The sequence below is a fragment of the Nocardia neocaledoniensis genome, assembly GCF_029868625.1.
In the GTDB taxonomy this organism is placed as follows: Bacteria; Actinomycetota; Actinomycetes; order Mycobacteriales; family Mycobacteriaceae; genus Nocardia; species Nocardia neocaledoniensis_A.
The window spans coordinates 15726-32517 of the sequence record NZ_JARWOJ010000136.1 but is presented as its reverse complement, the minus strand read 5'-3'; the positions used below and the strand labels follow the sequence as shown (position 1 = coordinate 32517).

Sequence of the window (16792 nt, the reverse complement as noted above, 5' to 3'; positions counted from 1 at the left end):
GGTGTCCACCGCTTTTCCGCCGCGTACGATCGCACCTCGAGGTTCGGTGTCCGAGGCCGAGCGAACGCGTGAGGGGGAATGGATGGCTTATCTGGCCCGCGCCGCGCGCCGTGACTCGATCGTCGAGGCGGCCGCCGCGGTGGTGGCACGAGAAGGACTGAGCGCGGTGACGGCACGGGCCGTCGCGAGCGAGCTCGGCGGCTCGCAGGGACAGATACACCATCACTTCACCTCGACCGATGACCTCGTGGCCGAGGCGTGGCGGCGCTACGCGGCCCGCGAGATCGAGGCCTATCAGCGCGCGATCGTCGGCCTCGATGCGGCCGCCGCGCTGGCACTGTTCTTCGCCGACCTGGTCGACGAGAGCGGCGACGAGGGAAACGCGCTGGCCCGGTGGGCCGAGGCCGGCGCGCACGCCCAGATACGCGGCCCGGTCGCGAACGCCTATGTCGAAACCCTCACGCGTTTGACCGACGTCCTCACCGGCGTACTGGCCGACGTGCTCGCCGACACGACGGCGGCGCGCATGGCCGCGGGCCGGCTCCTGATGCTCGGCGTCGGACTCGCGGGGATCACCCGGATCACCGACGACCCGCCGCTGGCGGTGCGGGCGGTCATGCGGTCGGCGATTCGAGCCGAGACCGGATGAGGCCGGGCCCGGCGCGGGCGGCGCTCGGTCGACCCGACGTCAGCTGTCGCCCCGGCTGTCGAGTTCACGCTGCAGGTCGATGTTGATGCGCTGTGCCTCGGCGAGCTGATCCTCGAGAATGACGATCCGGCACGCCGCGTCCAGCCCGTTGCCCGCGTCGACGAGTTCGCGCACGCGTGCGGCGATACGCAGTTGGTAGCGCGAGTAGCGGCGGTGCCCGCCGGCGGACCGCTGCGGGGTGAGCAGCCCGGCGGCGTCGAGGCCGCGCAGGAAGGCCTGGGTGACACCGAGGATCGCCGCGGCGCGACCCATGCTGTAGGCGGGATAGGTGTCGTCGTCGAGTTTGTCCGCGGCGGTGAGGCCGTCGGCGGGATCGATGTTCGGGTGCTGCACGAGACCTCTCGGGTTCAATGCCGGAAGGCCCCGGCGCGCTGGGCGCCGGGGCCTGGTTTACGTCTGAGGGATTGATTTCATTTACTCAACCGGCCGTGAAGGCCGATCCGGGACACCGCATCCGACACTTCCCGGGATGCGGGACTGGTAAATGACTGCTCAGTGGCCACCACCTCCAAGATTGTCGGTTTCTCCTGCGGTGCTGCATGGTTCGCGGTCTTCGCCCCCTCCGGCGGCCCGGCCGAGTGCACCGGATTCGCGCCTCCGCCAGAGGGGACGGTTGAACTGTCATCCCGAGCAGTTCACCTGCCCGGCAATCTGATATCTCAACCGGAACGACACCGACTATATACTGACTCTTCCAGAATGTCTACATTCACCATAGGAGATTTACTGCATCGCGGGGCGCGGTATCGAGCGCGGCGAAGTCGCCGCAGGCACCAACCCGCGGCTGACCATGCTGACCCTGGGCGGGCTCGTCCACATGTATGTGACGCAGTTCGACGGCGACATACCCGACCGCCTGGCCGAACAGTCGGTCGACCTGCTGATGGCCGGCCTCGGTCCGCGCTGAGTCCGCGTTCCGGTCGCGAAGTCCGCGTGGTCAGTGCTCGCAGTCGTTGTGCGCCGGCGGGCTGTAGGTGGTCGCGCCACAGGCGATGCAGGTGTGCGCGCGATGGTGCCCGCCGACGCGGCGGCACGGCAGCGCGGCGACGATCGCGCGCCCGGCACCGAGACGGTGACCGTTCGGGCAGAACCGCGGCGAGGGCTCCATCCAGACACCGACCCGCAGATAAGGGCGCGTCGACTCGCACATCGATGGGAACATACGTTCGACTATAGTATCGATCGCGCAGGTAGGAGAGGCGACCGCTCGCGATTCGATCATGACAGCCATAGGCCACGCCTAAGCGTTGTTCTCTCCTCGGACCATGGTCGATTCGAGCCGTCCCCGACCGTCCAGGACGGCGGTATCGATCAGCGAGTAATAGCTGCCCCGCGCGAGGCGGGTCAGTTCCCCCGGCCTGATGTACCTGTCGAGGCGGTGAGCCGCGTGCACGACTCGAACCGCCCATCGGCCCGCCTCCTCACCGGTGTCCGCCAGGAAGTACTCGACCCGGTAGGCCAGATCCATACACGCCGCCCCGACTTCGGCGTACACATGTGCGTCGTGCTCCCACGCGGCCACCTTTCTGCCCGGTGGCTCCAGGACGTCGACCACGCTCTCCAGCTCGATCGCGGCTCGCCGCAACCGGTGCCGGTACCGGATCAGTCCGTTTCGCCTGAGCAGCATCCGTTCGGACACCATCGGCTGACCGGCGATCCGGTCAGCCGTCTCCGACCGGGCGACGCCACGCAGCGCCGCCGCGGGCAGTAGCCGCACCACCCAATCGACGACGAGGTCCGCATCCACATCGACCACCCGCATCACGAACCTCGACTCTCCGACAGTCACCCGAACACGACTCGACCGCCCTACCGCCGCGACGCGCGTGAGCGGATTCCACCACTACTCCGCAAACCTCTCGCTACCTCAATAGACTTCGATGCACTTGCCGATACACGCATGTGTGTGACATCACAGCGCCATCAGGCAAACCTTCGGACTTCCCGCGCTCGATGGTCACGCCCCGGCCGAGGCAGGGCCCGACGCGACCTCCATGGCCTCGCAGCGACGCGGGGCGGCAGCGGACCTGACCGCGATGCCGCCGACCTACGTGGCAACCACCGGAATGGACGTCCTGCGGGACCACCTCCCCCACGGCTTCGCCAGCACCCTGCTCGATCTCCGAGCCCGCTCGGCGAAAACGGAGTCGCCGAAGCCGTTGCTCAGCTCACGGGAAGGCCGCACCTCGCCGGCATCGGACCTCCCTCCCAGCGGGATGGATGACGGGCAGCGCGGCCGCGCGCCGATAGCCTTGGCCTCCTTTCCCGACCCACCTCCGAGAGGAAGCCGTTGAGCACCTACGTCATCACCGGAACAGCATCCGGCATCGGTGCCGCCACCAAGAAACGCCTCGAGGCCGACGGTCACCGCGTGATCGGCATCGACCTGCGCGAAGCGGACATCACCGTCGATCTGAGCACCGCGGAGGGCCGGGCCGAGGCGGTGGCGCGGGCCACCACCCTGCTCGACGGCAGCCTCGACGGATTCGTCCCCTTCGCCGGTCTCGCCGCCGCGACCGGCAGGTCCGCTTCGCGCCTGATCGGGGTCAACTACTTCGGCGCCATCGATCTCCTGGAAGGTCTCCGGCCGTTGCTCGCCGCGGGCGAGAATCCCTCGGTGGTCTTGGTCAGTTCGAATTCGACCACCACACAACCGAATTGGCCCGTCGAGCTCGCCGACGCGTGCCTCGAACACGACGAGGCGAGAGCGAACGAGATCGCCGCGTCCTTCGGTGAGCTCGCGGCCATCCAGGCATACCCCGCCACCAAAGCGGCGCTGGCCTACTACGCGCGGACACAGTCGGCGAACTACATCAGGGACGGCATTCGTCTCAACGCGGTCGCACCCGGAATCATCGACACCCCGATGACGCAGGAAGGCCGCAAGGACCCGCTCATCGGGGCGGCCATGGAAGGGTTCCTGGCGACGGTGCCGGCCGGTCGGGGCGGGACCGCGCAGGAAGTCGCCGCACTCGTCGCCTTCCTGCTCGGACCGGAATCCTCCTATTTCGTCGGGTCGGTGGTGTTCGTCGACGGAGGGGTCGACGCGGCGTTCCGGGGACGCGACTGGCCGTCGGTGTGGGAACCTGCCCACTGACACCGGTGTAGCCACCGCGGTCGCCGTGGTGGTGCTGGCACCACCACGGCACACCGGCAGGCGGTACCCAGTTTTCGGGTGCTCGTGGCATGGGCGCGACGGCGTCGGATTCCTAGGCTCGAATCGTCCGGAAGGCACTCGCCTTCCGCGACTCGAACAGGAGGAAGACGCTGCTCATGAGCCCATTTCGGCGGAAGTCCGGTAAAGCGGTTCTCTCGGTGGTCGTGGCAGGCGCGGTGCTCGCCGCGGCCGCGTGTGGTGGTGAGACGACGGTGGACTCAGCGGACCAGGCCCAGACGCCACCACCCGCCGTGGCCACCGCGATGGACACGCTGATGCGCCAGGGGTTTCCCGGTGTGCAGGTGGTGATCGACGGCCCCGCCGGGCATCGCGTGTTCACCGCGGGGGTCGGCGATCTGGGCACGCGCACGCCGTTCCCGCAGGACGCGCGCGTCCGGATCGGCAGCAACACGAAAACCTATGTGGCGACGGTGATCATGCAACTGGTCGCCGAGGGCGAGGTCGACCTGGACGCGCCGATCGAGCGCTACCTGCCCGGCGTGGTGCGCGGCAACGGCAACGACGGCAACCGGATCACGGTGCGGCAGGTGTTGCAGCACACCAGTGGCGTGCCGGACTATCTCGGTCGTGGTTCCGGTGACGGCATCACCGCCCAGAATTCCGAACAGCTCGACCCCGACGAGGAAGCCCTGCGGTGGCAGCACTTCGAGATGATCGAGCTGGTCCGCCGGGCGATGACGATGCCGCCGCAGTACGAACCGGGCGCGAAATCGGTCTACACGAATACCAATTACCTGCTGGCCGGTCTGCTGATCGAGCGGGTGACCGGCCATTCGGCCGCCGACGAGATCGGGCGCCGAATCCTCGAGCCGCTCGGCCTGCGCGACACCTATGTGCCCGCTGCCCGCGAAACCGGCATTCGCGGCCCGCACGCCCGTGGATATCACCAGATCAACGGTGCGCCGGTGGATTTCACCGACTTCGATCCGTCCTGGGGCGCGACCGCGGGTGACATGATCGCCACCGCGTCCGACATGAACCGGTTCTTCACCGCGCTGCTGACCGGAAAGCTGTTGCCGCCCGCGCAATTGGCCGAGATGCGGCGCACGGTGCCGTTCGACCGCATGCCGGGCGCCGACTACGGACTCGCCCTGATCCACCGGACCACGCCGTGCGGCAAAGAAGTCTGGGGGCACGGCGGCAGCATTCCCGGCTTCGAGACACGCAACGGTGTGACGGCCGACGGCACGGCGGTGACCGTCACCGTCAACCAGTTGCCGACCACCGAGCAGGCGGCCCAGGCGGTCGACGGCGTGCTGAACGCGGCCCTGTGCGCCTCGTGATCGCCCCGCACACCAGTGCTCGCGGCCCTGTCGCCGAACAAACGTCTGAGGAGAAACAGTGAAACGCGTGAAAGGGCTGACGGCGGCCTTGACCAGCCTGGTGGCCTGTGCCGGACTGATCGGCTGTGCCGGGCCCGAGGCCGAGGCGAATCCGCGCACCGCGGTGCCGGACCGATTCACCGGTCAGCGGCTCGAGTGGAAAGCCTGCGGGGTACCGACATTGGACGAGGCCGGGGCACAATGCGCCGACGTCACCGTGCCGGTGGACTACGCCGACCCGCAGGGACCGACACTGACGGTGGCCATTTCGCGGCTCGCGGGCACCGACCCGCAGCGCGGCGTCATGCTGTCGAACTCCGGCGGTCCCGGCGGCGAAGGTCTGGATTTCATGGTCGCCGTCGGCCAGGCCATGACGCCCGAGGTGCGGGCCCGCTACGACCTGATCGGTATGGACCCGCGCGGGGTCGGGCGCTCCTCCGCGGTCGACTGTGACTGGCCGGTCGGCTTCGGGCTGCACTCGGCGGGCCTCGACGCGGACGGCTTCGCGGAATCCGTCGCGGCACATCGTGATCTGGCCGACCGCTGCGCCGCCACCGAAGGGGATCGACTGCCGCACATCACCACCCGCAACACCGCGCGGGACATGGACCTCATCCGCGGCGTCCTCGGCGCGGAGAAGATCAGCTACTTCGGCACGTCGTACGGCACCTACCTCGGTGCGGTGTACATGCAGATGTTCCCCGAACGCAGCGACCGGATGGTGCTGGACAGCGCGGCCGACCCGGACGCGTACGGGACGGTCGCGATGATGCAGGCCATGGGTCCGGCCAACGAGGCCGCGCTCGACCTGTGGGCGGATTGGGTCGCCGAACGCGACGGCGAATACCACTTCGGCACCAGCCGGGCTCAGGTGCGCGCCGCCGTGCAGGACCTGATCCGGCAGGCGGCGGACGAGCCGATCCGGGTGGGTGAGTACGAGATCGACGAACACTGGCTGCCGGTGGTGTTGTTCGTCGGGCTGGACAGCCCGGACCAGTACGGGATGCTCGCCGGTCAGCTCCGCACCATCGCCGACGCGGCCGCGGGCAACCCCGCCCAGCTCGACGAAACCTTGGACGCCACCCTCGGATTCGCGATGAAGGCGCGGCCGAAGGACAATTCCGCACAGATGGCCATCATGTGCGGTGACGTCGCCGCACCGCGCGATCCGGCGTTCTATCTGCGCAATATCGAGGCCGCGCGCGCCGCCCAACCGGTGTTCGCCGGGTTCTCCAACAACATCACCCCGTGCGCGTTCTGGGCCCCGCCCGCCGAACCCGCGACGGAGGTGCGCAACCAGGTGCCCGCGCTGATCGTGCAGTCCACCGGTGACACCAGGACCGCCTACGACGGAGCGGTCGCCCTGCACGAGGACCTGAGCGCCTCCCGCATGGTCACCCTCGAGGATGTGCCGATCCACTGGATCTTCGGGCGCTACCCGAACTCCTGCGTGTACGCGGCGGTGAACACCTACTTCCGCGACGGCACGCTGCCCGCCGACGACCTGACCTGTCGAGCCGACTGACCGGGTGCGGCCCCGAACCCCGAGGGGTTGGGGGCTTCACGCGTTCAGGTAGGCGAGCACGGCGAGTACCCGGCGGTGGCCGACGTCCTCGGCGGAGAGCCCGAGCTTCGCGAAGATGCTCCGAATGTGTTTGTGCACAGCGCCTTCGCTGACCACCAGCCGCTCGGCGATGGTCGCGTTGTTGTGCCCCTCCGCCATCAGCGCGAGCACCTCGCGCTCGCGGGCGGTCAGCGCGGCCATCGGATCGTCGGCCTTGCGACGCACCAGCAGTTGCGAGATCACCTCGGGGTCCATGGCGGTGCCACCCGCCGCGACGCGGCGCAGTGAATCGAGAAAGCGATCCACCTTGCCGACGCGCTCCTTGAGCAGATAACCGACGCCGCCCATGCCGTCGCCGAGCAGTTCGGCGGCGTAGCTGTCCTCCACCCAGGACGACAGCACCAGCACCGGCAGTCCGGGATGCAGTTCGCGTGCGCGGACGGCCGCGCGCAATCCGTCGTCGGTGAACGTCGGCGGCAGGCGCACATCGACGACGACCGCGTCCGGGCGCTGCGCGGCCACCGCGGCGAGGAAGTCGTCAGCGTTGTCCACGGCGGCGGCCACCTCGATGCCCGCCGTGCTCAGTAGCAGTACCAGGCCCTCCCGCAGCAGGGCATCGTCCTCGGCGATCATGATCCGCACGGCAACTCCACCCGCAATACAGTAGGGCCACCGGGTGGACTGCTCAGCACCATCCGGCCGTCGAGCGCCTCGGCCCTGCGCCGGATACCGGCCAGCCCGCCGTCGTAGATCTCCACGGCGCCGCCGACCCCGTCGTCGCGGATCTCGATCGTCAACAGCTCGGGCGTACCGCCGAGCACCAGGTCGATGCCCGTGGCGCCGGAGTGCTTGGTGGCGTTGGTGAGCGCCTCGGTGATGACGAAGTACGCCGCCGCCTCCACCGCGGCGGGGCGTCTGCCCACCTCGCGGAGGTCGAGCACACAGGGGATCGGGTTGCGGGCGGCCACCGCCGAGACGGCACTGGCCAGGCCGCGATCGGCGAGCACCGGCGGATACACGTTGCGCACCACGTCACGCAGTTCGGCCAGCGCGGCCGTCGCGGTGTCCTGCGCCTTGCGCACCAGCTCCCGCGCGGTGTCCGGGTCCTGGTCGCGCAGCTGGTCGGCCATCCCGAGCTGCATGATGACCGCCGCGAGCCGGGCCTGCGCGCCGTCGTGCAGGTCACGCTCGATCCGGCGCAGCTCGGCGCCGTGCGCGTCGAGGGCGGCGGCCCTGGTCGCGGTGAGGGTCGCGACGCGGTCGGCCAGCAGGGCGTCTTCGGCCGGTCTCAGCATCGCCCGGGTGGCCATCGCCTGCCAGCGCGCGGCCACCGGAACCTGCAGGGTCACCAGGGCCAGCGGGAACGCCAGGACGAAGCTCAGGATGGCCGTCGGCCACGAGTCGACCGCGAAGCCGAAACTGGCGAACTCCTGCCCCGGCGGCATCAGCTGCCAGAATCCCGGAATCGCCAGCTGAACGAGGGTGCTCAGCGGCAGCGCCACGGCGAACACCGCGAGATAGATGCCGGTGAGCGCGTGCGCGACCAGCCAGCCGAAGTCCCGGCGGTTCGCCGGGTCGGTGAACACCGTCGCGACCCGCTGCCGCAGCCCGCCGGTGAGGGGCTGATAGACCCCCACCGCCGGTTGGCCGAGATACCCTGCCGCCCTGCGCCGTTCGAACGACACCAACGGCCGGACCAGCCGAACCGCCTCGGGCAGCGCGGGTATTCCGACGCCGATCAGGCAGAACGCGCCGACGATCAGCAGGCCGATCACCGCGAACAACGCGAGCAGCGCGGTGCCACCGCCGACCACCAGGTACCAGACAGCGCCCGGCAACCGCCGTGCTTTGTCTCGCGCGGAGCGCAGGGCCTCGATCACCTGGTCATGGTGTCAGACGTCGGTGCGAAGGCCAGGGCCGCGGCCAGGGTGGGGTAGACAGGCAGCCAGGCCGAGAGCCCGGCGATGGTGATCACGCGGTCGATCACGCCGGGATACGGGTTGAACATCGCGACCCGCACCCCGCCGGTCGTGGCTCGCTGGGCGCGCTCGGCCAGATCCAGGATGGGACGGCAGCCGATGAACTGGATCGCGGTCACGTCCACCACCAGGCGGCCACGGGGTGCGGCTTCGGCGACGGCGGCGTCGAGGATGGCCCGCCAGCGGGGCCGGGTGTAGGCGTCGGCCTCGCCGTAGACGTGCAGGATCACCGCGTCGGCACGCAGGTCGAGGTCGGCCTGCAGTCGCCGGCTGAGGTCTGCACCGGTGTCAGGAAGGACGAGCTCCACACTGTGGGGACGAGACTCCATCGACGGCTACCCACCATCTCGAAGCATTCGGCACGCCTCGACATTGCCCGGCCGGACCTGGTGACTAGAGCCGACCGATATGTCCATCTGACCACGCCGGATCGCCTCCGGCAGAAGCTGTGACCGGATTGATTCCGGACGGCCGAGGGCGAGATCCGCCCGGGCTCACACCGACGACGCGTCACCCGCCGCGCGACGGAACCTCGTCGCGAGGCGGTCGAACGCCGCAGCGAGCGCGTCGCCGTCGATCACCTCGATGTCGACGTCGAGCTGGGCCAGCGCCAGTGCGAGCCGGTCCGGATCGGGGGAACCCAGCTCGATCCGGCAGGTGGACTCGTCGACCACCTCGATATCGACCGGAATCCGGATCTTCGCGGCGACCTCGGCGGCGGGTGCGTGCACGAGCACCCTGGCGCGGTATGCCCAGGACGCCTTGCTGACGCGGCGGACGACGTAGGCGACGGCGGTGTCGCGTGGGGTGTCACGGGGGTGGAATCGCGCACCCGTCGGTGTGGGCGAACCCATGCGGTCCACCCGGAAGACCCGCCAGTCGGCACGGTCGAGATCCCAAGCGAGCAGGTACCACATCGACCCCCAGGTCACCAGCCGTTCCGGTTCGGTGTGCCGGGGGCCGACGCCACCGTCGTGCTTCGTGTATCCGAACCGGAGCCGTTCGCTGGCGCGGATCGCGGCGGCGATCGTCGCGAGTACCGAGAGATCGAGCGGCGGCTGCGCCCCTGGAACGACGCTGGTCGCCTCGCGAACCGCCTCGACGCGCCGGCGCAGACGCGAGGGCAGCACCTGCTCCAGCTTCGCGAGCGCGGTCAGCGATGTCTCTTCGATACCGAGCCGTTGGTTCGCGACCGCGCCAAGGCCGACCGCGACCGCGACGGCCTCGTCGTCGTCGAGCAGCAGTGGGGGCATCGCCGTCCCGGCGACCAGCCGGTACCCGCCCGCGACTCCGGGGCGCGCGTCCACGGGATAGCCGAGCGACCGCAGCTTGCCGATGTCGGCGCGCACCGTCCGCGAGCTCACCGCGAGCCGGTCCGCGAGCTCGGAGCTCGTCCAGTCGCGCCTGAGCTGGAGCAATGACAGCAGCTCGAGCAGGCGGGCCGAGGTTTCCAACATCTTCTCGATCATTCCAGCAATCGCGGAAGCTATCCTGCCGCATTACCTGCGAACGTCAGCGTCATGGACAACGCACTCATCCCGTTCCGCATCGACATCCCCCAGGACGACATCGACGACCTTCGCCACCGGCTGACCCGCACACGCTGGCCGATCCCCGTGCCGGGCCGAGACGATCGCAGCGACTTCAGCCGGGGCGTTCCGCTGGTGTATCTGAGGGAACTCGCCGAGTACTGGCGCGACGGGTTCGACTGGCGCGCGCAGGAGGCGAAACTCAACGAGCACGACCAGTTCACGACCGTCGTCGACGGCCAGCGGTTCCACCTCGTCCACGCGCGATCGGCGAATCCGCAGGCCACTCCGCTGATGCTGAACCACGGCTGGCCGGGCTCGTTCGTCGAGTACCAGCGACTCGTCCCGCTGCTGACCGACCGGTTCCATGTGGTGATCCCGTCGCTGCCCGGCTTCGGGTTCTCCACCCCGCTCTCGGGGACCGGCTGGGAACTGGCGCGCGCGACGGACGCCTTCGCCGAGATCATGACGCGGCTGGGCTACGAGAGATTCGCGGCCCACGGCACCGACATCGGTTCCGGCATCGCCGGCCGCCTCGCCGCGCTCTACCCCGAACGCGTCATCGGCACGCACATCGGCGCCGACCGCCGATTGCTCGGGTTGATCGGCGACAAGTTCCCGCACCCCGACGGCCTGTCCGATGACGAAACCGCCCAGCTCGCGGCGGCGCGCGCCGAGTACGTCCCCGAGCGCGGGTATCTCGCGATGCACGACCATCGACCGGACACGATCGGCGCGGCGCTCACCGACTCGCCGGTCGGTCAGCTCGCGTGGATCGCCGAGAAGTTCAAAACCCGGGCCGCAGGCGACAATCGGACACCGGACGAGTCGGTCGACCGCGACCAGCTCCTCACCGATATCAGCCTGTACTGGTTCACTCGCAGCGGCGAGTCGAGCGCGCAGTTCTACTACGAGGCCGCGCACGCCGAACTCGACTTGATCATGGCCTCGGATGTGCCGGCCGGATGGGCCGTGTTCGACAGCCATCCGCTCGTGCGCCGCGTGATGGACCCGGGCACGTCGATCGGCCACTGGAGCGAGTTCACCGAGGGCGGCCACTTCCCCGCGATGGAGGAGCCGCGGCTCCTCGCCGACGACATCCGCGCCTTCTTCCTCGGCATTCCCTGACGCGTCGATAGCCTCGTGACATGACCGACAACGAGCAGCCCGCCGAGCGGCACCAGCGGCCCGCGGGCGTCGACACGGCGACCGTGGCCGCGGTGGGCAAACTGTCCGAGGCGCTGGAGACCACCGAGCGGGCCCGCGGGCACCTCTACAGCTTCCACCAGCTCACCGGGGGCGCTGATCTCGCGCTCGGTGAAGCGGTGGACATGCTGCGCGAAGCAGGCCACGAGCAGCTCGCCGACCGGCTCGCCACCGAACTGGTCGGCCGCAATGTGCTGCCCGGCCGGTGGACCTTCCAGATCGTGGAGGAATACGACGAGGGCTACTACACACGGTTCCGGCAGCTCGAACGCGAGATCCGCGACGCGCTCGTCGGCGGCCGCACCCACCTGTACGAGGCCGAGATGAAGGAAGCCCGGCGCACCCACGGCCGCCCCGGCCACGAGGCCACCCCGGACCGCTGACGTCGCCGTCGCCGGGGACAGGCCGGTTCCGGGATCAGGCGAGGGCGCGGTCGGCGCCGGGCGGCGCGGGGCGGCGGTCGGCGGCGGTGGCGACGATGAGGTCGGCGACGAGCAGGCCCTCCTCGTCGGGACGCAGCGGTGTGGCGAGGTCGCGGCCGTCGGGTCCGAGGATCCGCGCGACGCCGCTGCGGCCGTGCAGCACATCCGGGCGGCCCGCGTCGTCGGCCTGCCATCCGGGCAGCGGTACCACCGCCGTCGGCGCGATCAGATAGCTGTGGCCGGCCCGCGCGTAACGGCGGCAGGCGGCGGTACTCAGTTGCGCCACATCGGATTCGGTATCCCGTCGGGCGACGGTGAAGCCGGGCCAGGACGCCAGGTGGATGTGTTCACCCGCCGTGTGCATGGCCTCGCACACCCCGGGCAGGAAGTGGTCGGTGCCGCCGAGGACGCCGATCCGGCCGAGCGCGGTGTCGCGCACCAGCGGACGCCGCACGGCCATGCCGAAGACGGTGCGTTCCAGGGCCGTGGGCAAGGCCTTGCGGGCCACGGTGACGGCGCCCTGGTCGTCGATCAGGGCCTGGGACATGAACACGCCGTCGCCCGCCCGCTCGGAGAAGCCGAGGCCGACGTGGATCCGGCGCCGTCGCGCCGCATAGCGGATCGCCCGCAGTTCCGGGCCGTCGGCGGCCATCGAATTGGCCCGGTACCTGGCGAGGATGTCGGCGTCCCACTGCACCGCGGGCAGCCACATCCACCACGGGAAACCGGGAACGAACGTCTCGGGGAAGGCGACGAGCCGGGCGCCCTGATCCGACGCGGCCTCGATCAACGCGATGACCTGGTCCACTCCGGCCGACAGGTCCAGCCACCGGGGCTCGGCCTGAACCGCCGCCACTCGCACCCTGCTCGTCATCGTTCTCCTCGTAGCCAGCCGTGACACGTTCTACGAGGACAGACACCCGGCCCGGCCGATTCCGCACGTCAGGGAGACCGAGATCACGCGCCGTTCACCTCGTGACCGTGTCAGCGCGGCTGTCAGTGTGACGTCAGGTCGGTGGGGGACCACCGCCCTGACCTCCGCCACCGGGCTCACCGGGCACGTGCTCTCGGCCAAGTCCCGTGACATCCGGCTGCCGGGCAAGACCGCCGCCGAACTCGCCGACCAGGTGCTGCCCGCCCTGACCGCCGCGATGGCGTGCCTGGCCGACCAGCCCGGCGAAGCGGCCGATTTCCGCGACACCGTCCTGGTCGCCGTCGACGCCGCCACGCAGTCCGGCAAGGGCGCGCCGAGCCCCGCCGTCACGGCCATGGCGGCGAAGATCGCCGCCGCGCTCGCGGCCTGACGGTGGCACCGGCCCCCGGTGCGGTGCCCGCCAGGCGGCACCGCACCGGTGTCGGCAGCGACGACGGTGACGGCCGGGTTCACGCCGAGGTGTAGTGCAGGTGCACGATCCCCGAGTCGAAGGTGCGGGCACCGGCGAGCGCGAGGTCGGTTCTCTTGGCGCTGTCCGCGAAGAGCCGCTGACCATCGCCCAGGACGACGGGGAAGACGAACAGGTGCAGATCGTCGAGCAGTCCGGCCTCGAGCAGGGCACGCACCACCGAGATGCTTCCCGAGGTGTTGATGTTCTTTCCCGGAGTGTTCTTCACCTCGGTCAGGCGCTCGATCAGGTCACCGTCGATGACTTCGCTGTTGTCCCACTCGGCGGCCGTCATGGTCGTGGAGGCCACGAGTTTGCGGATGCCGTTCATCGCCTCGGCTCGTGGTCCGGTCTGCGTGGACCAGTACCCGGCGAACTCCTCGTAGGTGTTGCGACCGAGCAGCATCGTGTCGGCGTCGTCGATCATCCCGAAGATCACCTCTCCCGCCTCCGGGGTCATGTGATCGAAGGTCCACTGCTCGGGCGCACCCACCACTCCGTCCAGCGAGATGAACAGTCCGGAGACGATCTTTCGGTCGGCCATTTCCAACTCCTCGGTCCTGTCACGCGTGACACCCGCGTGATCGAGATCAACGATCGGTCCGCCCCGAGAAAGCATCAACATCGATTACGGCTACATTCGTTGCGCTGGATACAACGATGGAGGATGAGGTGCTCGATCGACCCGAGGTCGAGGTGCTGTTGACCCTGGCCGAGGAATTGCATTTCGGCCGCACCGCCGCCCGCCTCCGGCTGACGACCGGCCAGGTCAGCCGAATTCTGCAACGCTTGGAGCGCCGGATCGGCGCCAAGTTGTTCACGCGCACCAGCCGCAGGGTCGAGCCCACCGGGATCGGAGCTCGGCTCGCCGAGGACCTGCGTCCGCTGGTTGCCGAGATGGAGGCGGCGGAACAGCGTGCGGTCAACGCCGGGCGCGGGATCACCGGTGATCTGCGGGTCGGGTTCGTCGGCGCGGTGGCCGGGCAGGTACTGCTCAACGCCGTCGCGCGGTTCAGCGGCCGTCATCCCGACTGCCAGGTGCATATTCACGAGGCCCAGATCCACGATGCCTGCGAGCGCGTGTTCGCGGGCGGGCTCGATGTTCTCATCACCGCACTGCCCGTTCACGAACTCGCGGTCGGGCCGGTCTTGATCACCGAGCCGCTGCTGCTCGCGGTCGCCGATGACCACCCGATCACCCGGATGTCCACCGTGACCCGAGAGGTCTTCGCCGCGTACCCGGTGATACACCCGCGCGGGCTGCCGGAAGCGACACTGCGGCACCGGGTTCCCGAGCGGACCCCGGCCGGCAAGCCGGTGCGCGAAGGTCCGGTAGCCGAAACGTTCTCGGAAATCCTGGCTCTGGTCGCCGCGGGCAAAGGGGTCTTTCCCGTCGGGGAACACGCCGCGCGCTTCTATCCGCGTCCCGGCGTGGCCTACCTCCCCATCGCCGATGCGCCGGACCTCCACTGGGCACCGGTATGGCTGGAGTCAGCGGAGACCAGCCGTATCCGCGAATTCGTCAGGTGCGCTGCCGAAGTCAGCGGGAACGACTAGTACGTCGCTCCGTTCGTGGAAGGCTGTGCCCCGGCGCGGTATCCAGAACACGAAGAGCGCCTCGGGACCAGCAGTTCGGCTGCGGTGCGGATGATCTCCCATCGTCCGACACCGGCGGAGTGGTTCGATCCGACAGGTCGCAGCGCCGGCTCGCGATCGCCGTCAGCGCGGCGGCTTGGCCCCCGCCACCTGCAAGACGCCCGAGTTGTCGGTGATCAGCAGGAGGCGGGCGATGAGGTCGGTGAGATGCGCTCGGGTGGCGGGGAATTCCTCGCGCATCCACGCGGCGACGAGTTCGAGGCACCCGCTGACGACGGTGTAGGCGGCCAGGTCGGAGTCGAGGGGGTCGGCGGGTTCGGCGACGAGTTCGCGGGCGACGGCCGACATGGCGCGGGCGATGGCGTGCTGGGTGGTGAGGCGGGCGGCTTGCAGTGATTCGGTGCTGTGCGCGTTGAGCAGCAGGGCGGGGCGACGGGGGTCGGCGAGCAGGAAGCCGATCGCGGCGTCGGCGGCGGCGTAGACCTGGCTGTGGATGTCGGGCGCGGCCGCGTGGGCGGCGGCGACCACCTCGAGGATGCCGAGCGCGGTGTGCTCCTCCACCAGCGCGGTGAGCAGGGCGTCACGGTCGGTGAAGTGCTCGTAGAAGTAGCGGTCGTTGAGCTTGGCCCTGGCGCAGATCGCCCGCTTGGTGACCGCGGGCGCGCCGCCCTCGGCGAGCAGGTCGAGCGCGGCGTCGAGGAGCGCGTCGCGCCGGCGGGACCGACGTTCCTCGGCGGCGACTCCCCCATAGGCTCGCGCCGCCGCGGTGCTGGGCTGTTCAGCCATGCGCCACCTCCCGATCCGCTGCCCACCGAAGTTTGTGGTGCTGCACTGCACCAGAGTAATGGAGAGGGCCGCCGCGCACTCTTGACCATCCGCCAATTCTGGTGCACTCTGACACCAGACTGGTTTTGGTGTCGTGTAACACCAGAACAGCTGTAGGCGGAACAAAGGAGTTCACCGATGACCTGTCCCGTGCCGCACCAAGAACTCGCGGTCGACGCCACCCGGACCACCACCGGCGCGGTCGCACGTTTCGAGAACGTCGGCGGATCGATCCTGTTCGGATTGTTCGGCGTCGCGCTGTTCGACCAGCCGATGCTGCCGCCGGTCTCGGCCGCGCTCGAGGCGACCGGGCGCACGCGGAACGAGCCGTGGAGCCGCGCGGTCCGCACCGCGGCGGCCGATCAGCTGATCTACCACGGCGAGGACGCCGACCGTGACGCCGAGTCACAGCGGCTGATGCTGCTGCACCGCGACGTCAAGGGCGTCGGACCCGACGGGGAACGGTACTCGGCGCTCAACCCGCAGTCGTGGAACTGGATCCTCTACTCGACCTTCTTCGTCCAGCGCGGCGCCTACCTCGCGCTCACCGGCGACACCCCGACGGCCGAGGAGAGCCAGGCGATCTGGGAGCACTACCTGCACAAGACGAGCGGCCTGCACCTGCCCGGCAATTCGCGGCCCATCGCCGACTACGCGGAGCTGGTCGAGCACTACGAGCGCATGATCACCGAGCTGCGCGTCACCCCGGCGCTCGAGGCGGCCACCGGCACCGTCCGGCGTTCGCCCCGACCGGACTTCCTACCCGCCGCCGTCGGCCCGCTGTGGCGGCTCGGCGCGCCCACCTTCGGCCACCTCGCCATGATCCTGGGCTGCGGCATCATGCACCCGCGGGTCCGCGCCAAGATGCCGATCAGCTGGAATCGCAGGCACGACATCGAGTTCCGCGTGCTCACCGCGGTGCTGCGCGTCGCCTACCAGCGGCTGCCCGCGGCGGTCACCGACTCACCGATGGCGCGGAACCGGCGCAAGTACGAGCGGTTGGTCACCAAATACCGTGACATCGGCTTGACCTCGTTCGCCCCCGAGCCCGAGCTCCACGTGGCCCGCCGCTGACAGCGA

At 69.6% G+C, this 16792-nt stretch carries 19 protein-coding genes; 9 read left to right on the top strand and 10 right to left on the bottom strand.

Features of this window, described 5'->3' with window-relative positions; all coding sequences use genetic code 11:
* The first annotated feature begins 82 nt into the window (after nucleotides 1-82).
* On the top strand, nucleotides 83-649 hold the full coding sequence (locus QH270_RS10045; protein WP_280340376.1) for a TetR/AcrR family transcriptional regulator: 567 nt from the start codon (nucleotides 83-85) through the stop codon (nucleotides 647-649).
* Between the two features lie 39 nt (nucleotides 650-688).
* Here QH270_RS10045 and QH270_RS10040 read toward each other — a convergent pair whose 3' ends face one another.
* From QH270_RS10040 to QH270_RS10030, 3 genes are all read right to left on the bottom strand, one after another.
* The gene (locus QH270_RS10040; protein WP_280340375.1) at nucleotides 689-1042 is read right to left on the bottom strand and encodes a helix-turn-helix domain-containing protein; all 354 of its coding nucleotides are present in this window, start codon (nucleotides 1040-1042) and stop codon (nucleotides 689-691) included.
* Nucleotides 1043-1646: 604 nt separating this feature from the next.
* The gene (locus QH270_RS10035) at nucleotides 1647-1871 is read right to left on the bottom strand and encodes a hypothetical protein (RefSeq protein WP_280340374.1); all 225 of its coding nucleotides are present in this window, start codon (nucleotides 1869-1871) and stop codon (nucleotides 1647-1649) included.
* A 78-nt stretch (nucleotides 1872-1949) separates the two neighbouring features.
* On the bottom strand, nucleotides 1950-2465 hold the full coding sequence (locus QH270_RS10030; RefSeq protein WP_280340373.1) for a hypothetical protein: 516 nt from the start codon (nucleotides 2463-2465) through the stop codon (nucleotides 1950-1952).
* A 534-nt stretch (nucleotides 2466-2999) separates the two neighbouring features.
* Here QH270_RS10030 and QH270_RS10025 point away from each other — a divergent pair.
* The 3 genes from QH270_RS10025 to QH270_RS10015 all read left to right on the top strand — a co-directional run bounded on the left by QH270_RS10025 (nucleotide 3000) and on the right by QH270_RS10015 (nucleotide 6734).
* Nucleotides 3000-3806 (top strand): SDR family oxidoreductase, encoded by an 807-nt coding sequence (locus tag QH270_RS10025; protein ID WP_280340372.1) that lies wholly within the window; start codon nucleotides 3000-3002, stop codon nucleotides 3804-3806.
* A gap of 176 nt (nucleotides 3807-3982) precedes the next feature.
* On the top strand, nucleotides 3983-5170 hold the full coding sequence (locus QH270_RS10020; RefSeq protein WP_280340371.1) for a serine hydrolase domain-containing protein: 1188 nt from the start codon (nucleotides 3983-3985) through the stop codon (nucleotides 5168-5170).
* A 58-nt stretch (nucleotides 5171-5228) separates the two neighbouring features.
* Nucleotides 5229-6734, top strand: a complete 1506-nt coding sequence (locus QH270_RS10015) for an alpha/beta fold hydrolase (protein WP_280340370.1) — start codon at nucleotides 5229-5231, stop codon at nucleotides 6732-6734.
* 36 nt (nucleotides 6735-6770) lie between these two features.
* Here QH270_RS10015 and QH270_RS10010 read toward each other — a convergent pair whose 3' ends face one another.
* The 4 genes from QH270_RS10010 to QH270_RS09995 form a co-directional block, all read right to left on the bottom strand.
* Complete coding sequence (locus QH270_RS10010) at nucleotides 6771-7415, bottom strand: response regulator transcription factor (protein WP_280340357.1); 645 nt, start codon at nucleotides 7413-7415, stop codon at nucleotides 6771-6773.
* Nucleotides 7403-8653, bottom strand: a complete 1251-nt coding sequence (locus QH270_RS10005) for a sensor histidine kinase (protein ID WP_280340355.1) — start codon at nucleotides 8651-8653, stop codon at nucleotides 7403-7405. Before QH270_RS10005 ends, QH270_RS10010 begins: the two co-directional genes overlap by 13 nt.
* Nucleotides 8650-9081 (bottom strand): anti-sigma factor antagonist, encoded by a 432-nt coding sequence (locus tag QH270_RS10000; protein ID WP_280340353.1) that lies wholly within the window; start codon nucleotides 9079-9081, stop codon nucleotides 8650-8652. Before QH270_RS10000 ends, QH270_RS10005 begins: the two co-directional genes overlap by 4 nt.
* 165 nt (nucleotides 9082-9246) lie before the next feature.
* The gene (locus QH270_RS09995; RefSeq protein WP_432420332.1) at nucleotides 9247-10209 is read right to left on the bottom strand and encodes a helix-turn-helix transcriptional regulator; all 963 of its coding nucleotides are present in this window, start codon (nucleotides 10207-10209) and stop codon (nucleotides 9247-9249) included.
* A 63-nt stretch (nucleotides 10210-10272) separates the two neighbouring features.
* Between QH270_RS09995 and QH270_RS09990 the strand changes: the two genes are divergently transcribed.
* Both QH270_RS09990 and QH270_RS09985 read left to right on the top strand, forming a co-directional pair.
* Entirely contained in the window at nucleotides 10273-11409 is a 1137-nt protein-coding gene (locus QH270_RS09990; protein WP_280340351.1) for an epoxide hydrolase family protein, read from the top strand.
* A 20-nt stretch (nucleotides 11410-11429) separates the two neighbouring features.
* Nucleotides 11430-11870: a hypothetical protein gene (locus tag QH270_RS09985; protein ID WP_280340350.1), complete on the top strand. Its 441-nt coding sequence runs from the start codon at nucleotides 11430-11432 to the stop codon at nucleotides 11868-11870.
* 34 nt (nucleotides 11871-11904) lie between these two features.
* On the opposite strand, the gene QH270_RS09980 is transcribed toward QH270_RS09985, so the two are convergent.
* Nucleotides 11905-12783: a nitrilase-related carbon-nitrogen hydrolase gene (locus tag QH270_RS09980; protein WP_280340349.1), complete on the bottom strand. Its 879-nt coding sequence runs from the start codon at nucleotides 12781-12783 to the stop codon at nucleotides 11905-11907.
* A 127-nt stretch (nucleotides 12784-12910) separates the two neighbouring features.
* Between QH270_RS09980 and QH270_RS09975 the strand changes: the two genes are divergently transcribed.
* The gene (locus QH270_RS09975) at nucleotides 12911-13213 is read left to right on the top strand and encodes a hypothetical protein (protein WP_280340348.1); all 303 of its coding nucleotides are present in this window, start codon (nucleotides 12911-12913) and stop codon (nucleotides 13211-13213) included.
* A 79-nt stretch (nucleotides 13214-13292) separates the two neighbouring features.
* On the opposite strand, the gene QH270_RS09970 is transcribed toward QH270_RS09975, so the two are convergent.
* The gene (locus tag QH270_RS09970; RefSeq protein WP_280340347.1) at nucleotides 13293-13835 is read right to left on the bottom strand and encodes a dihydrofolate reductase family protein; all 543 of its coding nucleotides are present in this window, start codon (nucleotides 13833-13835) and stop codon (nucleotides 13293-13295) included.
* Between the two features lie 128 nt (nucleotides 13836-13963).
* Between QH270_RS09970 and QH270_RS09965 the strand changes: the two genes are divergently transcribed.
* Nucleotides 13964-14848, top strand: coding sequence for a LysR family transcriptional regulator (locus QH270_RS09965; RefSeq protein ID WP_280340346.1), 885 nt, complete (start codon nucleotides 13964-13966; stop codon nucleotides 14846-14848).
* A gap of 162 nt (nucleotides 14849-15010) precedes the next feature.
* Here the strand turns inward: QH270_RS09965 and QH270_RS09960 are convergent, their stop codons facing one another.
* Nucleotides 15011-15673, bottom strand: coding sequence for a TetR/AcrR family transcriptional regulator (locus QH270_RS09960; RefSeq protein WP_280340345.1), 663 nt, complete (start codon nucleotides 15671-15673; stop codon nucleotides 15011-15013).
* Nucleotides 15674-15850: 177 nt separating this feature from the next.
* Here QH270_RS09960 and QH270_RS09955 point away from each other — a divergent pair, with 177 nt between their 5' ends.
* Nucleotides 15851-16786, top strand: coding sequence for an oxygenase MpaB family protein (locus QH270_RS09955; RefSeq protein ID WP_280340344.1), 936 nt, complete (start codon nucleotides 15851-15853; stop codon nucleotides 16784-16786).
* Nucleotides 16787-16792: the final 6 nt, after the last annotated feature.

Coding starts and splice junctions, on each gene's coding strand:
- QH270_RS09985 (WP_280340350.1), top strand. CDS start 11,430: ATGACCGACAACGAGCAGCCCGCCGAGCGGCACCAGCGGCCCGCGGGC.
- QH270_RS09955 (WP_280340344.1), top strand. CDS start 15,851: ATGACCTGTCCCGTGCCGCACCAAGAACTCGCGGTCGACGCCACCCGG.
- QH270_RS09960 (WP_280340345.1), bottom strand. CDS start 15,673: ATGGCTGAACAGCCCAGCACCGCGGCGGCGCGAGCCTATGGGGGAGTC.
- QH270_RS09995 (WP_432420332.1), bottom strand. CDS start 10,209: ATGTTGGAAACCTCGGCCCGCCTGCTCGAGCTGCTGTCATTGCTCCAG.
- QH270_RS10020 (WP_280340371.1), top strand. CDS start 3,983: ATGAGCCCATTTCGGCGGAAGTCCGGTAAAGCGGTTCTCTCGGTGGTC.
- QH270_RS09970 (WP_280340347.1), bottom strand. CDS start 13,835: ATGGCCGACCGAAAGATCGTCTCCGGACTGTTCATCTCGCTGGACGGA.
- QH270_RS10045 (WP_280340376.1), top strand. CDS start 83: ATGGCTTATCTGGCCCGCGCCGCGCGCCGTGACTCGATCGTCGAGGCG.
- QH270_RS09980 (WP_280340349.1), bottom strand. CDS start 12,783: ATGACGAGCAGGGTGCGAGTGGCGGCGGTTCAGGCCGAGCCCCGGTGG.
- QH270_RS10035 (WP_280340374.1), bottom strand. CDS start 1,871: ATGTTCCCATCGATGTGCGAGTCGACGCGCCCTTATCTGCGGGTCGGT.
- QH270_RS10000 (WP_280340353.1), bottom strand. CDS start 9,081: ATGGAGTCTCGTCCCCACAGTGTGGAGCTCGTCCTTCCTGACACCGGT.
- QH270_RS09990 (WP_280340351.1), top strand. CDS start 10,273: ATGGACAACGCACTCATCCCGTTCCGCATCGACATCCCCCAGGACGAC.